At 49.1% G+C, this 14263-nt stretch carries 14 protein-coding genes and 2 tRNA genes; 7 read left to right on the plus strand and 9 right to left on the minus strand.

All coding sequences use genetic code 11. The features are described from left to right. The first annotated feature begins 160 nt into the window (after positions 1–160). Positions 161–233: transfer RNA gene (locus tag P4D80_RS19435), tRNA-Phe, on the plus strand. On the opposite strand, the gene P4D80_RS19440 is transcribed toward P4D80_RS19435, so the two are convergent. Further along, entirely contained in the window at positions 234–413 is a 180-nt protein-coding gene (locus tag P4D80_RS19440) for a hypothetical protein (protein WP_421655662.1), read from the minus strand. After that, the gene (locus P4D80_RS19445) at positions 394–669 is read right to left on the minus strand and encodes a preQ(1) synthase (protein WP_421655663.1); all 276 of its coding nucleotides are present in this window, start codon (positions 667–669) and stop codon (positions 394–396) included. Before P4D80_RS19445 ends, P4D80_RS19440 begins: the two co-directional genes overlap by 20 nt. Positions 670–918: 249 nt before the next feature. Between P4D80_RS19445 and P4D80_RS19450 the strand changes: the two genes are divergently transcribed. Next, complete coding sequence (locus tag P4D80_RS19450) at positions 919–1470, plus strand: hypothetical protein (RefSeq protein WP_421655664.1); 552 nt, start codon at positions 919–921, stop codon at positions 1468–1470. 212 nt (positions 1471–1682) lie between these two features. Beyond that, entirely contained in the window at positions 1683–2021 is a 339-nt protein-coding gene (locus P4D80_RS19455; RefSeq protein ID WP_421655665.1) for a P-II family nitrogen regulator, read from the plus strand. A 3-nt stretch (positions 2022–2024) separates the two neighbouring features. Here P4D80_RS19455 and P4D80_RS19460 read toward each other — a convergent pair whose 3' ends face one another. Together P4D80_RS19460 and P4D80_RS19465 are read right to left on the minus strand one after the other, a co-directional pair. Next, positions 2025–2834 carry an ABC transporter ATP-binding protein gene (locus P4D80_RS19460; RefSeq protein ID WP_421655666.1) on the minus strand — a complete coding sequence of 270 codons (810 nt, stop codon included), beginning with the start codon at positions 2832–2834 and terminating at the stop codon, positions 2025–2027. Positions 2835–3070: 236 nt separating this feature from the next. Beyond that, positions 3071–3628: a hypothetical protein gene (locus P4D80_RS19465; RefSeq protein ID WP_421655667.1), complete on the minus strand. Its 558-nt coding sequence runs from the start codon at positions 3626–3628 to the stop codon at positions 3071–3073. Between the two features lie 933 nt (positions 3629–4561). On the opposite strand from P4D80_RS19465, the gene P4D80_RS19470 reads away from it, so the two are divergent. Both P4D80_RS19470 and P4D80_RS19475 read left to right on the plus strand, forming a co-directional pair. Then, positions 4562–4837 carry an Npun_R1517 family heterocyst differentiation transcriptional regulator gene (locus tag P4D80_RS19470; protein WP_421655668.1) on the plus strand — a complete coding sequence of 92 codons (276 nt, stop codon included), beginning with the start codon at positions 4562–4564 and terminating at the stop codon, positions 4835–4837. Between the two features lie 136 nt (positions 4838–4973). Next, positions 4974–5046, plus strand: a tRNA-Glu gene (locus P4D80_RS19475). 442 nt (positions 5047–5488) lie between these two features. Here the strand turns inward: P4D80_RS19475 and P4D80_RS19480 are convergent. From P4D80_RS19480 to P4D80_RS19490, 3 genes are all read right to left on the minus strand, one after another. Beyond that, positions 5489–7177, minus strand: a complete 1689-nt coding sequence (locus P4D80_RS19480) for an ABC1 kinase family protein (protein ID WP_421655669.1) — start codon at positions 7175–7177, stop codon at positions 5489–5491. A 73-nt stretch (positions 7178–7250) separates the two neighbouring features. Beyond that, positions 7251–7922, minus strand: a complete 672-nt coding sequence (locus P4D80_RS19485) for a sensor histidine kinase (protein WP_421655670.1) — start codon at positions 7920–7922, stop codon at positions 7251–7253. Next, on the minus strand, positions 7813–9267 hold the full coding sequence (locus P4D80_RS19490; protein ID WP_421655671.1) for a GAF domain-containing protein: 1455 nt from the start codon (positions 9265–9267) through the stop codon (positions 7813–7815). Before P4D80_RS19490 ends, P4D80_RS19485 begins: the two co-directional genes overlap by 110 nt. 520 nt (positions 9268–9787) lie before the next feature. On the opposite strand from P4D80_RS19490, the gene P4D80_RS19495 reads away from it, so the two are divergent. After that, entirely contained in the window at positions 9788–11512 is a 1725-nt protein-coding gene (locus P4D80_RS19495) for an ATP-binding protein (protein ID WP_421655672.1), read from the plus strand. 6 nt (positions 11513–11518) lie between these two features. On the opposite strand, the gene P4D80_RS19500 is transcribed toward P4D80_RS19495, so the two are convergent. Next, the gene (locus P4D80_RS19500) at positions 11519–12466 is read right to left on the minus strand and encodes a hypothetical protein (RefSeq protein WP_421655673.1); all 948 of its coding nucleotides are present in this window, start codon (positions 12464–12466) and stop codon (positions 11519–11521) included. Positions 12467–12682: 216 nt separating this feature from the next. Then, the gene (locus P4D80_RS19505; RefSeq protein WP_421655674.1) at positions 12683–13426 is read right to left on the minus strand and encodes a histidine phosphatase family protein; all 744 of its coding nucleotides are present in this window, start codon (positions 13424–13426) and stop codon (positions 12683–12685) included. A gap of 61 nt (positions 13427–13487) precedes the next feature. Here P4D80_RS19505 and P4D80_RS19510 point away from each other — a divergent pair, with 61 nt between their 5' ends. Then, the gene (locus P4D80_RS19510; protein ID WP_421655675.1) at positions 13488–13943 is read left to right on the plus strand and encodes a VOC family protein; all 456 of its coding nucleotides are present in this window, start codon (positions 13488–13490) and stop codon (positions 13941–13943) included. The last annotated feature ends 320 nt before the right edge of the window (positions 13944–14263 follow it).

Here is a 14263-nt window from a genome sequence, read left to right on the forward strand (position 1 = left end):
GTTGAGAGCGGGTAATGGGTGCATGATAATAGGGATAATCCAAATTGCTGATGACCAAATAATGGTCTCTCCAACTTGGTTGCCTTGATACTCCAGATTTCACTTGCAATTGGTTACAGGGATTTGCTAAGTTAATTAAACGCTGAAATGTGGTTTCCCCGCCGGGATAGCTCAGTTGGTAGAGCAGAGGACTGAAAATCCTCGTGTCGCCGGTTCAAGTCCGGCTCCTGGCATTATTTATCTTTGTGATGCTCGACTTCAATTACCGTATGCACATTGCCGCGTGGGTTGAAATCTCCTTTGATTTTGACTTCTAGAGGAGCGCAGGCGGCCACAAAGTCATCCAGAATTTGATTGATCGATTCTTCATGGGAGATGTAGCGATCGCGATAGCTATTGATGTAAAGCTTCATCGCCTTCAATTCCACCACTTTTTTGATCGGGTACGTAGGTAATATAGATCGTTGCGAAATCCGGATAGCCAGAAAACGGACATTTGCAGGTAAATTCTGGCAGAGTGATATGGATGTTGTAGCGCCGTCCCACCCTGGGATTTGGAAAGGTAATTAACTGACCTTCAGCAATCAACCGCTCACCGTATTTCACTTCTGCTGCTTCCTGGGTATCTAGTTCAAATCCGGACATTGGTGATATAGAAGGGTGACTCATAGGGATTTCCGTGGTGTTCTCACCTTTCATCTTAGGTTCCTCCGCTTACTTTTGCACTCTACCTGTCCTGCAACAGGCAGTAGTTCTCTATTGGTACAATTTACTCCTGTTGCCAGTCGCCATCGCCTGTGATGGGTCGCCAGCTTTTGATACTCCTTTCTCAGTAAATTTTTTGACTAATTGCAATGAGAATGTTCCAAATCGACTGATCTCATGCATAATTGAGCCCGATTAATTACCCTTCGACCTATGACGCCCAGAACGAACACCAAGCCTCATTCTAAAGTGCCTGAATCTCCTAAACCTCCGGCAAATACCCCCTACGCGCCCTCTGTGCCTATTTCACTCTATCGGGAAGTGACCACTGAGTTGCAGTCTGCGAAGACCCGACTAGAGTCATTAAGATTGCAGAACCAGGAGTTGCTGGAGCAGAATCAACAACTCCGGGTTGAAATTGAGCGAGTTGTGCAATCAGCCTTGCAACTGCGACAGGTGGCAGATGCCCATCAGGCGGGACATTTACCCACCTCGGACTCGCCTGCACCGGATGTGGAAATCCACTTCGAATCTCCTCCCCCTCAGCCAGTAGCCCCCCGAGTCGCCAAGAACGATACGGTTGAGTTGCCCCCTTCACAAAAATCGCTGTTTACTGAACAACCTTCCCAACCACGGCGCAAAAGCGATTCGCCCCGCTCTTCGGATATTGGAGGCTGGTGGTTGGTGCTGGCAATCCTGGTCATTGTTGTGACGGCCTTTGGCACCGGGTTCTTGATTGTACGCCCACTCTTACCCAGTCGATAGACCTCTCCCTGCGCCTGTACCTGGATTCCTGTGCCTGTGGCTAGACGAGGAGCTGCCTGCCAAGCAAAAGCACAGGGGTCTATTGACTGGGGTGGCGATCGCATCATAGAAAAAGTGTATCTTTATCTACAAAAGATTCACTTTTGACGGTGGTAGAAATTGTCATGCTGGATAGCAGCATGATCCCTATGTGTAAGGAAGGAGTGTAGAATTTGAAGAAAGTAGAAGCCATTATTCGCCCATTTAAGCTTGACGAGGTCAAAATTGCTTTGGTCAATGCTGGTATTGTAGGCATGACCGTTTCTGAAGTCAGAGGGTTTGGGCGGCAAAAGGGACAGACTGAACGCTATCGGGGTTCAGAATATACGGTCGAGTTTTTACAAAAGCTCAAAGTTGAAATTGTGGTTGAAGACGAGCAAGTTGACATGGTTGTTGAAAAAATCATTGTCGCGGCTCGAACAGGTGAAATTGGGGATGGCAAAATCTTTATTAGCCCAGTCGAGCAAATTATCCGTATACGCACTGGTGAAAAGAATCTGGAGGCTATTTAATCTTTACTCCCACTCCTTCGCCTGTTGCGTTTCTGCCTGCAAAAGGTTCTGCCGTAACCTTTCCCAGTCTGTCTGCTCTTCAAGCAAATCTTCCATCAGAATTCCTTGATGTAGATGCAGGACGCGATCGCAAAACTGTTCTGCAAGCTCTAATTGGTGGTTTACCATCAGCACAGCCGCTCCATAGTTCTGGGCGAATTCCATCAATGCCTTGATCAAAAACTCACCTTTGCCCACATCCAGCGCAGAGGTGGGTTCATCCAGCAATAGCACATGGGGTTGAATGACCAGGGCGCGAGCGACTGCTACCCATTGCCGTTGTCCCAGCGAAAGCTGAAGCTCCGTCCGTTCCAGCCAGTCTGACGGGATGTGCAACCGCTCGATCCATTCTTCCACTCGCTGTTGAATTTTACTCTTTGTCAGATGGCGCAAAACTAATGGGTACTCCAGCGCTTGCCGCACGGTCATTCCCAGTAGTTTTGACTCTTGCAGCACCAGTACCACTTGCTGGCGCAACTGAATGACAGGAATTTGGTCGAGTACCTGGTTATCCAGGTAAATCGCTCCGCTGGTTGGCTCGATTAGTCGATTCAAAAGCCGCAGCAGAGTCGTTTTGCCTGCCCCAGATGAACCTACAATGGCCACGCGATCGCCCGGCGCGATCGCAAATGAAACATCTCTCAACAAATAATTCGTTTCTAGGGGAAAATCAGCAGTTCCTCTGCCTTTCTTAGAAGAAACTAACCTGGGAGCAAAGCTAACCCGCTCAACTCGAATTTCAGCCCCTCGCATCCCGACGCTCATTTCACCCATCCTTAAAAGGCAGATCTCCTGACTTGTCGCTAAAAACAGCGTAGGAAGTTCTTTCAGCCTGAACAAAATCCCTGAAATAAGTAGATAGCCATAATTAACTGTAAAGGGGGGAGTGGGGGCTGCGTCCCCAGGCAGGGAGTTTCACCCCCTCTACCCCCGGAATTATCCTTAATTTAACTGCACCTGGCTACTTACTGATGTTGTTTTAGGAATTAGCAACACTTATCCCCGAACTATCAGGAGAGCCCAAAAGGTCGGCTAAACGCTGTCCAAATAATCCAACCATCAACTGTCAGCAGCAGCAATGTCGATCCCAACAAGATGAAATACATCCACGGTTGGGAAAGAGGACGCACATCAGTGGTATCGATTCCTGTATAGGATTGAACCTGGTGTACGAGTTGTGCAAAGCCTGCGACGCGCATGGGTAACAAATACGCTTTGCCTGAGTGGCTCACAAAATAATAGACCAGTCCTCCTTGCCCTGTAGAGCGGGGTTTCAAAGCCTTAATTTCTGACCACGGCAAAGACCAGCCGCGGCGCAACCAACCAGGAACCCAAACGGGATAGGTGACTTGAATGCTCTGCCTATCTAAAATGACTTGTTCAGCCAAGGCTCCATACAAAGCTATCCCTCCCAAACAAATTCCAGCCCACAAAAACAGAGGTGAAATTACGGTTCCCCCTACCTGGGGCAAAAATGGTAATGGAATGGTTAAAGCCACATAGAGGCTCAGCAACGTGAAGCGAATGAGAGGAGAAATCTTGAAAATAGAGATTGGCAGCTCCGGCACAGGTAATTGATGGGATTGCTGAAAAGATAAGTTAGATGTTTGGGAAAGTGGCTCCATTAGGTAAATCGCGGATCTTGAAAATATCTCCATTTTCACTGTACAGCGGTTTTCCTCAATCTGATTTCAAACCAGCCAACAACTTGCAGAGTGATAAAGATCACACTTTTATGGTGCACTTTCTCATCGACTACGATTGAATCAATCAGTCGATAGTTTAAGCACTAATAATCGGGGCAAATCCAAATAATCTTCTCCAAGAAATTATTCTGTTGATGTATCGGTTAATAACAAAATGTCCGTACAATCCTCTAGCAAAATCTGGAAGATATGTGCTGGTGTCAGCTTGAATCAGTATCCTGAAGTGGTGGAAGAACCATTGCTATCTTTGCTAACGGATGAATATTTAAAGACAATGCTAAATAATGCAAATGCCTACAAGAAAGTACCTACACAGTAAAGATGTAAAAAAAGATGTAAAAAAATAAACCTTCAGCCGAAAATGTGTGGCCTTACTAGTAAATTTCTAATGGAATCCAGCCTCTGAGGTGATAGAGCTTCACTGAGATCTGCAGAAATAGTCTTTAATTTTGCTTCAAATGCTACTCATCTTTCCTCACTAAAAATTTATTCGATTTGGTTCCCAATTTAGGGAATCAGTGTTATTCATTAGCTAATATATCCCTCGATTTCAAAATTTCATGATTATTTGTAAAGGTAGAAACCTTCTTTAAAGGGGACAAACAAGACTTCAAAATTGTTTGTTTTTAGGTTCAGCTATTTAGCGGATCTAGATCAAATTGTGGAAATGTTAGCTTTAAGTTAAGACGAGGAATTTCATAAAGCCCAGCTAACTGGATGTTGAAAAATTTCTAACGGCAACTCGTCAAATGTGATTCGTTTTCTCTCGTAGTGCAGGTAGGTTTGCTTTCACCAATGAAACACGATTTAGAATGTCAACCCGCAAACACTGAGGTGGGCGTTTATGAGTGTGAAATTCATCTCAAGTTCAGGCTGATTGAGGAAAAAGGGGTCTTGAGCGATCGCGACAAGCTCCTTGAAATGTTGATTGAAGCCTTTGCCTGTGGTTCAGATGAGTATATGGAGCCAATCCAGATTGAGGTGGAAGCCCACGAAGTTCCTGAAGTCCAGGCTTCACCTCAAATGCGGCGCCGGTTGATTCGGTTGCGTAATTCCAGGGATTTGGCATAGGTCTGTATCAGATCTTAATTGCTGAAGCAGGCCAGCTATAGAGGTGGCTTATGACTTTTCGAAGTTTTGAGTTGACAAGATGTAACCCCATTCGTTACCTTAATAAAGGTCTGGTTAATACGCGAGTGGCCATTGCGCCCCCATCGTCTAGAGGCCTAGGACACCTCCCTTTCACGGAGGCGACGGGGATTCGAATTCCCCTGGGGGTATCATGAAGTACTTTGTAGAGAGGAGACTTAAATCTTCTTTCTATTAACTTTTTTTCTATTATTTTGGTTTTTTGAAAGCCTGATTTATCTGGTTGATTTATAGCTACCAGGCTTAGGGTGGTGTGCAGGGGTGAAACTCCTGGCTGGGGGCGCAGACTCCACCCCCCCTTAAAACCAATGTCCTGAGCAACCTGGTGACAGCTCTAACAGGCGACAGCTCTAACATTGAAGAGGCGATCCCACACCACGAAACTCGGTTAAAACAGCACGAAGAAAGGATGGCGCGGATTGATGAAAGGCTCGAACGAGTAGGCGAAAAGTTTAGACCAAGTTGCCGACCAACAAGAAGCCAATACCCAACGGATGGCGCGGCTCACTAAAGGCCTGGTGCAATTGGGAAGTATCGTGGCAACCTCTGTGCAGGAAACCCGGCAAGTCCACGCTATCGGCCAGCCAGACGATCGAACCGATCTCGAATAGCCAGGTCAATCAGGGAGCGGATCAGGAACAGGACGCTGAGCCCAGCCAGAACGAAGGCAGCGATCGCCCAGGTCTTATAGCTCCCCACCAGTAGCACCACGCCGGATAGCAATGCAAATCCCATCAGGCTAGCATAAATCAAGCTGCGCAGGGCCAAGTTGAGGCTGCGCAGGGCTCGCTCCGTTTCAAGAGAACGCACACGGATCTCCAGTTCACCCTGTTCTAACCGTTCCTCTAGCCGCTGAATTACCCGTTCGACTGCATTAGGTTGATGCAGTTTGTAGGCAATGTACTCCCTGGCTTGTTTAGCCAGTTCTCCCAGACTGTTGCCCTGTCCTCTAGTCGTGGCGATGCTTTTGACAAAGGGTTTGGCCGCTGCTAGCAGGTTATACTGAGGATCCAGATCCCGCGCCACGCCGTCTAGAGTCGTGAGTGCCTTTAAGATAAAGGTCATTTTGGCTGGCAGGCGAAACGGCTGTTGCTCAAACAAAGCGTAAACCTCATTCCGCATCTGGTTGAAGGCTTGAAGTTCGACAGGTTTTTCGGTAAATCTTTCTAGAATGAAGCGCATGATCCTCCGGATGGGGATCATGTCAGAGGTGGGTTCAATCAGCCCCATGGTAATCAGAGTGTCAATGACCTGGTCTGCATCTTTACGCAGGACTGCGAAGAACGTTCTGACCATCTGGTCTTTGTCAATGGACTGCACCTCTGCCATCATGCCGAAGTCGTAAAAGATAAGGCAGCCATCCTGGCTAACTGCCATATTGCCAGGGTGGGGGTCTGCTTGAAAGAAGCCATCTTGAAGCAACTGTTTCAAGTAACAGCAGATCCCGATTTGGTTAATTTCTTTAAAATTAATGCCACAGGCTTCCAGGCTACGGCGATCGTTAACTTTGATGCCTGGCACGTAGTCCATGGTTAACACCCGCTTTGTGGTGTAGTCAGGGTAGACTTTGGGCACGATGATGCGGGGGTGGTGTCGAAAGTTGTAGCGGAAGCGATCAGCATTAATTGCTTCCTGAATGTAGTCAATTTCTCGGTAGAGGATGTAGGCGAATTCCTGGTAGATGGCGTCCAGATTATACTGCTTCGTCCAGGGGAGGTAGCGCTGGCAAAATCGAAGCAGTTTACGTAGCACTTTGAAATCTAAATCAAACAGTTTTTCTAAGCCGGGGCGCTGAACTTTAACGACGACATCCTCTCCAGTGTGTAAGCGGGCTTTGTGAACCTGCCCTAGACTGGCGGCAGCGATAGGCTTTGGATCAAAGTCTTTGTATAGCTTATAAAGTGGGCTTCCCAGTTCAGATTCGACGATGGCGATCGCAACCTCCGGATCAAATTCTGGTACCCGGTCCTGGAGTTGTCCCAGTGCTTTGATATATTCAATAGGCAGTAGATCGGCACGGGTAGACAATGCCTGCCCCATTTTGATGAAGGTGGGGCCCAGTTCCAGGAGGGTTCCAACCAGCCACTGTGCACGCAGATTGCGATATTTGGAGGATCGCCGGGCGGTTGCACTGTCCCACCAGAGATAGACCATGAGCTGGGCCGCCGACAAGAATACATCCATCTGGCGCGCCAGAGGAGAATAGTGGGCGCGCTGCCAACGCAGAGGTTTAGATGTTGCAGCAGGGTTCAGCATTGCCATGGGTGTTTAAATCTAGTCTACCCGTCAAATACCGATGGTTCGACAATTCAGGCTTTCCTAATTAAAAATCTATTCAACCAGGCAATGACCCGGAAATATCGAATGACTGAGGCAAGGTAAGAATAAAGCTGGTATCACAGGATTGAATATTTTCGGTCGGACAGCTAGAGACGGTGATGCTCCCGTTTAGCAGTTGAACCAATGACTTTACGAGTGCCAGCCCTAATCCCGTTCCCTGAATTGCGTTTTGCGTTGCCCCCTGGCAACGTCTGAATTTGTCAAAAATGAAGGGGATCTCAGTCGGAGAAATGCCAGGTCCGGTATTGGTGAGGGTCAGGATGACTTTATTAACAGGCTGGTCGAATTGTTGAGTGACTTTGAGGTGGACGGGACTGTTGGGATTAGAATACTTACCCGCATTGGTTAATAACTCAAGCAGAATACGGTTGAGGCTGTCGCGATCGCTATTGAGTTTAAGGGTCTTCTGAGGAAGGTCAAGGACAAGGCTCAGCCCTTTCTCGGCCCATTGCTGGTTGAATGACCTTTCCAGATCGCGGATCAGAGCCTGGAGGTCAATTTCTTCAAGCTGGATAGAAACCTGCTTCGATTCCAGTTCTTGAAGTGCCAGAAGGTCATTAATCAGGCTGGTTTCCTGGGCACATTGCTGCTCCAGAATGTCGAGATAGTGGGCACTGCGATCGCTGGAAAGTCCTACCTGGCGCAGCATTCGGATCGCCATTGTCATGCTGGTCAGGGGGGGTGCGCAACTCATGGCTCACGGTGCTCAAAAATTCATCTTTCAACTGGTTCAGGCGACGAAGTTGTTCTAGCTGTTGACGAGTCCGCTCATACAGCTTGGCCTGGACCGAAAGGCTCTGCTGTAGCTCTGCCGTGCGCTTTTCGACGAGCGCCTGAACTTGCCGCAGGGTTTCTGTTTGAATGATGGCCGTGCTGACCTGAGCGCTGACTAGCTCGACGAGTTCAATCTCTTCGGGTTGCCAGACATAGGGGTAACTGTGTTGAAACACGAGAAAGCCCAGAATGGTTCCTTGACTTTCCAGGGGAGACAGCAGCAGGGCTGGTAACTCTTCCAGGTTGAAGATGGGGGCAATACCAGAGTGATTGTCCAATTTGGGTAAATGCTGCCGATCTGTCGCGCTAATGGGGCCGCTGGAATGGTTCACCACGTGCTGGCAAAGGGCGCATTCGGCCACCCAAAACGACTGGTGAAGGGCACTGGCGGGTATACAGGCACGCTGGTTCGGATCTGGTTCACCCAACCATTCACAGACAACTGTTGCCCGGATTTTGGGCAGGTGTTCCTGAAATCGGCTTTTAAAGAGTGGATCTGAGTATTTGAGTTGAAGCAGCATCCCTCGTTTAGCTTGAAGGACTTTTGCTGTGCCTTCGGTGGCAAGCTGTAGAATCTCAGGCAAGTTCGATGAGTTCCGAATTGCCATTGTAAGCTGATTGACAACTGCCTGGTATTTAACCTGCTTGTTGAGCTGTTGCTGAAGCTGGAGTTGGGAGAGGGCGATCGCTATCGGTTGTGATACCATTTGCAATCCTTCAATTTCTGCCTCTGTCCACAGGTAGGGAAGTGATTTCATCAGGCTGATGAGCCCGTTGGTTTCCCCTTGAAACTGGATCGTGGCACCAAGAAGGGCTTTGGCCGGTAAAGAAGCCTGCTTTACCTGTAGAGTCGCCTGCCAGATCTGGTCAAACTTCCAGGCCAATTCATCAGCGCTATCTTTTGGGGGTGTAGCAACATCAGGGATAATCACGACTGATTGAGTCGATAAATTTTTGAATGCCATCTCTGCCGCCTGCAAACGTGGAATGAGCTGGAAGTTTCCAGAATGCCAACAAGCGACTTGAGCATTGGGGAAGGCAAGGATACAACCATCCACCTGAAAAGCTTCCCCCAAGGAGGCTGCGAGTTCGCCGAGGATTAAATTAAAATCAGTATGCGCTAAAGTGATCTGGAGAATTTGATGCCAGAGGTTGGTGAAGTCTTCATTATGCCGCATGGCTGGAATGAGGGGGCTTTCGCCAATGGTGTGGATTAATGAAGATATAGAGGAAGACATAGAGGAATTGGGCAACATCTAAGGCATTCCACTCCGAGTAATGGGTTAGCTCTCTCCGAGTAAAAAGTTCTGTGAGTAAAAAGTACTGTCTCCTATTCCCCATCCGTGAATTGCTGAACTCCAGTCTGTTTTGGCTGTTTGCTTAAGGCTACACGTCTAATTTTTAGAGTTCCTGAATTTTTAGAGTTCCCGAATCAGTTAGATCCCTAGCAGAAGATTTTCAGGAAACGTAGATAAAGCCTAAGATAAAGCCTAATAGTTTTTTTACCCGGTAGGTCAGTCAGCCCAGTTTGCTCTAGATTACACTGCTTAAACCACCAGAGTATCCGTATTTTCTCGACTCTAGGGAATAGAAAATATCCCAGAAATACCTTGAAATTAAATCTGGACTGGATTTTTAGCAAGGGACACTGCTTACTGAGTCTTTTCCATGCCGATGATTTACCGTTTTGATTGCTAGCTGCGCTTACTTAAGAAGCTGCTATAACCGTTAGAAAAGAACTGTTCAGGCAAACTGCCCATGAAGGTTGATGATTCGGAGATAGATTCACTACCGTTGGCTGGAACGACAGGTTCGGCCAATGTGATTGGAACGGTCAAGGGGCCGGGTGAGGATGGTAATCAATATGTGTTCATCACAGCGGATAATCGAAACGTCAAAATTGGCGAGTTCGTCTACTACGAAGTTGGCGGAGAAAAGGCTACAGCGCGATCGCCCCTCCAAATCTTGGGCAAGATCTCTAATCGCTGTTTGATTGACCATCTCCCGGATCGAATTTTTGTGGACACAGAAATCAGTCCAGAGGCGATCGCTGCCCTGGTTGGGTTTACCTACACTAACCCTGAAGTCTACGAAGTTACTGTTGACGTCATGGGTTACTTTGACGCTCGCTTGGGCTTTATAAATCCCCGTCAGACTCCTGATCCAGGAGCAAAGGTGTATCTGGCAGACGACGCTTTATTGAAGCGAGTCCTGAACCGGAAACAGCCTGGACAAGTGGGTTCGGCGCATATCGGTTCACTGCTATTGCGAGAAGAAAATGCTGTTCCCATCGCCCTTGATGTGAAAGAACTGGTTAGCACCCACATGGCTATTCTGGCGGGAACCGGGTCAGGAAAATCGTACACGGCGGGAGTACTGGTGGAGGAACTACTGTTGCCCCGTAACCGGGCAGCCGTGCTGATCTTTGACCCCCACGGCGAGTACGAAACGTTGACAGAAATGCGGGGGCATCCCCTGTTCAAGGCCGAAGATGGCTATGCCCCCAAGGTCAAGGTTTTGAAACCGGAAGACATCCGAATTCGGGTATCTTCTCTGGACTACTCGGATATTTTGATTCTGCTACCGGAGATGACGGAGCGCCAGAAATCCATTCTCAGCAAAGCCTTTTCGCTGGTGAGGAAGCATCGCTCTGGGGAATATCGCTGGGGTGTACAGGACTTGATGGCGGCTGTGCGGGAGGCAGACCGACAGACCGATGAGGATGGCAACGAAAAATCAGGTTCCTCTGCCCCAGCACTGGAGTGGAAGCTGGAGCGGATGGAGCGATCGCCCTACTTCCATGCCTTGGAGCATCTGGCTCCCAGAGATCTGTTTGAGCCAGGGCAGGTCACGGTGGTGCAAATGAATGAGATTAATCAGGAAGAGCAGCAGGTAATTTGTGCAGCCATTTTGCGACAGGCTAACCAGGCCCGCATGAATACTCTGAAGGAACTGATTGGCCCAGAGGATGAGAACTACCTGCCCTACCCCGTTTTTATTTTGCTGGAGGAAGCCCATCGTTTTGCCCCTGCCCATGAGCCATCTCGCTGTAAGGCTGTCCTGCGTACGATTCTGAGCGAGGGACGTAAGTTTGGCCTGGGGGTTGGACTGATTACTCAACGGCCCGGCAAGCTGGACTCGGATGTATTATCGCAATGCATGAGCCAGTTTATTATGCGGATTGTGAACCCGGTGGATCAGGACAGCCTCAAGTATGGGGTGGAAGCCGCTGGACGCGATTTGTTGAAGGAACTGCCTGCTTTAACGAAAGGGCAGGTAATCATTGCGGGAGCCTGTGTCAATACGCCTGTTCTATGCCAGGTACGCCAGCGTCTGACTCAGCACGGAGGGGCAACGTTGGATGCGCCCGACCTGTGGCAACAGCATTTCCAGCCCCATCGGGTAAGGGAGCGGCAAATTCAGCAAGCTCCGGTAGCCGCACGATCGCGATCAAAGACGGTTCAGGGGGTCAGTATTGAGTAACAGATCCTACTGGCTCTGTTCAGAAAAGTCTGTCTGTTCAGGAGTTTCAGAAAGCTGGGCTTTGTACTTGTCGGCTTGTTGGAGGGCGGCTTCGCTGTTTCTCTGGTAGGCAACGGCCCGATTTTGAGCAGTCTGGTAGCGAGGGTCTTTGTCAGGGACGCTGGCCATCAAGTCGGATGCTTGTTGCCAGCGGGCAGCCAGTTCTAGCCATTCGGCTGAAGATTTTGCGCTTAACCCTGCCCGCGATGCCTGCTCCGCCAGTCTTACAGCTCTGACAAAGGCATCTCCCTGGGAAACTGGGGGATTGGGTGCTGGAGAAGGGCTGCTGGAGACCGCAGGGGTACTGACTGGGCTGGCAGGGGGGCTGGAGGCAGTTGTGGGACCTGTGTGTAGCTGGGTTTGCTTGAGGGCGGAAGTGCCAAATTTTTGGTAGAGTGCCCAACCTACCAGAAGCAACAGTAGACTCAAGCTTGCGCCTCCGGTGAGTCCACGCCAGAATTGCTTTTGTTCGCGCAGGCGACGGGGAGAGAATCGGGGTAATTCTGCTCTGGTGGATTCCCCTCGGCTTGTTTTCCAATCGGTCAAAAACTGTTGAAAGAAGTTGGGTTTGCGCAGGGTAATTTCTTCCGACCAGAGCAATTGATTTTGGGGATCACGGCTGATCTCCTCCAGCCAGAGGAGTTGTTGCTCGCGGACAATACGGCTGTTGATGTTGACGCGACGAATATTGCGAGGAGCGATCGCCTCCAAAATTTGCCGCACACGCTCAACGAGAACGGATTGTTCCAGTTGTTCCAGGGTGGCGGCTTCACACAGTAGTTGCAGGACGCCGTCGGCAAAAACAGCACGGGTTCGAACTCCAGAGTCGGCGAGTTTCTCATTCAGTACCTGGATAATCGCCGCAACGCTTCCCTGGCTCGCTTGTTTGAGGATATTGTTTGCTTCGTCGCTCATCTCTGAATCCGGTTGGTAGCTTCAAACTGAACCCCGACTTCTGAATCAAGCCTTCGCTTCAGAATACTCCAACATACTGCATGCTTGAGAGATTAACCGCCCCCCCTGGGAAGGGTTGCTTTTAGCTGGCGACCCGGAGTATCAGGATGGAGAGAACCGTTTGCCTCAGTTGCAATATCGTCGACATTACACTTTATGTCAAAGTTGGGATCAAGTTCAAGTTTGCAGGTGGTGACAATCGTTGAATCGACGCACCTGCCAGAGGTCTGTATTAAATCGATTCTGGTCTATGCGATGCCAGCGGGATTGATCAATCCAGAATTCAAACAGGGCAGTATTTTGAGCCCGCAAGCGCCAGGAGCGATCGCACCCCAGCAGTTCAGCAACCAGGTGCTGTAAAATCCAGCTATGAGTGATAATCCAGATGTGATCGCCATTGCGATGTTGGCTCATCAACCGCTGAATAAATTGGTTGGCCCGCTCTCTTGCATCCTTTAACGTTTCGGCATTGGGAATCGGAATCCAATCGGGAGAAGCTTCCAGTTGGTGGCACAGTGCCGGGTAGCGCTCTATCGCTTCTGCCCAGGTCAGTCCTTGAAAAATACCATTCTGAAACTCCTTAAGCTCCTCGGCATACCTTACCGGAATGGTACCTGGTTCATTTTCAGGCAAATCGACTGGGGTGGCTGCCCCATCAATCAAATCACTAACAGCGGCAGGAAGGGGAGCTGCCAGAAAATGATCCAACAAAATTTGAGTCGTCTCAACGGCTCGTTTGAGAGGACTGCTGTACACATGGGAGGGAAACCAGCCTTCCGCCAGAAGGCTACGGGCAAGCTTTTCTGTTTGTTGCTTGCCAGTTTCTGATAGAGCAAAGTCTCCATGCCCCTGCATTCGCTTCTCCACGTTCCCGGTTGACTGAGCATGGCGAATAAACAACAGCTTCATAACTCGATGCATGACAACTCCCTGGGTCTAATGAATTTAGACTATATAGCAGGGGACAAGGGGAGATCACATTATGCATCATGTCTCAATTCGCACAGCTAACATTCATCGGGCGATCGCATTCTATGAACAGCTTGGATTTGAAATGCGAGAACGCTTTACCACGGGCTACACCCTGGCCTGCTGGATGGAAGGGTGGGGCGGACGGATTGAGCTGATTCAAATTCCACACCCCAAACCTGCCCCTGATGCCTTTGGGGATGAACGCTACGTCGGCTACTACCATCTCTCTTTTGATCTCACCTCCGTGACCGACGACCTACCCACCTGGTTAAAAGAACTGGGCGATCGCTTCACAATTGCCAGCCAGGAATATCCCGACCAGATACAGCCCTTAAAAGTATTGCTAGAGCCAGAACAGCAAATGATTGGCGATCGCGTTTACGAAGTGGCCTTCATTGCCGATGCGGATGGATTGCCTTTGGAAATGATCAGGGTGATGGGGGAAGGGGTTGGAGTGGAGGGGTGATGGAGTGGAGGGGTGATGGAGTGAGGAGTCGAGAGTCAGGAGTAGTGCCCACTATCAATGATGAAAATTTGACTTTCTACCTGGTAGTCTGCCAGGCAGATTTTAAAGGGTTTGCAATCCTTCAAAACCCTGTAAATTGGTTTTTCTGGGTTTAGATAACCCGGCAAAGTTCCTCTGGTGAACCACTAGTAGCGCAGCAAGCCTAAGGCATTGGGTTTATCAAATCTAGTGAAAGCAGTCTCAGAAGCAAATTAAGCGATTGACTTACTCAACAAATTAAGCTGGATGCGCTACTAGAAGGGAAAAGGAGAGAGAGGGTA

Origin of the sequence: Leptothermofonsia sp. ETS-13 (assembly GCF_049200465.1) — a bacterium.
Taxonomy (GTDB): domain Bacteria; phylum Cyanobacteriota; class Cyanobacteriia; order Leptolyngbyales; family Leptolyngbyaceae; genus Leptothermofonsia.

Bases quoted from the DNA above. Each gene is read 5' to 3' on its own strand.
- P4D80_RS19440 (WP_421655662.1), bottom strand. From the start codon at position 413: ATGAAGCTTTACATCAATAGCTATCGCGATCGCTACATCTCCCATGAA.
- P4D80_RS19445 (WP_421655663.1), bottom strand. From the start codon at position 669: ATGAGTCACCCTTCTATATCACCAATGTCCGGATTTGAACTAGATACC.
- P4D80_RS19450 (WP_421655664.1), top strand. From the start codon at position 919: ATGACGCCCAGAACGAACACCAAGCCTCATTCTAAAGTGCCTGAATCT.
- P4D80_RS19460 (WP_421655666.1), bottom strand. From the start codon at position 2,834: ATGGGTGAAATGAGCGTCGGGATGCGAGGGGCTGAAATTCGAGTTGAG.
- P4D80_RS19470 (WP_421655668.1), top strand. From the start codon at position 4,562: ATGAAACACGATTTAGAATGTCAACCCGCAAACACTGAGGTGGGCGTT.
- P4D80_RS19480 (WP_421655669.1), bottom strand. From the start codon at position 7,177: ATGGCAATGCTGAACCCTGCTGCAACATCTAAACCTCTGCGTTGGCAG.
- P4D80_RS19485 (WP_421655670.1), bottom strand. From the start codon at position 7,922: ATGACAATGGCGATCCGAATGCTGCGCCAGGTAGGACTTTCCAGCGAT.
- P4D80_RS19490 (WP_421655671.1), bottom strand. From the start codon at position 9,267: ATGTCTTCCTCTATATCTTCATTAATCCACACCATTGGCGAAAGCCCC.
- P4D80_RS19495 (WP_421655672.1), top strand. From the start codon at position 9,788: ATGAAGGTTGATGATTCGGAGATAGATTCACTACCGTTGGCTGGAACG.
- P4D80_RS19500 (WP_421655673.1), bottom strand. From the start codon at position 12,466: ATGAGCGACGAAGCAAACAATATCCTCAAACAAGCGAGCCAGGGAAGC.
- P4D80_RS19505 (WP_421655674.1), bottom strand. From the start codon at position 13,426: ATGCATCGAGTTATGAAGCTGTTGTTTATTCGCCATGCTCAGTCAACC.
- P4D80_RS19510 (WP_421655675.1), top strand. From the start codon at position 13,488: ATGCATCATGTCTCAATTCGCACAGCTAACATTCATCGGGCGATCGCA.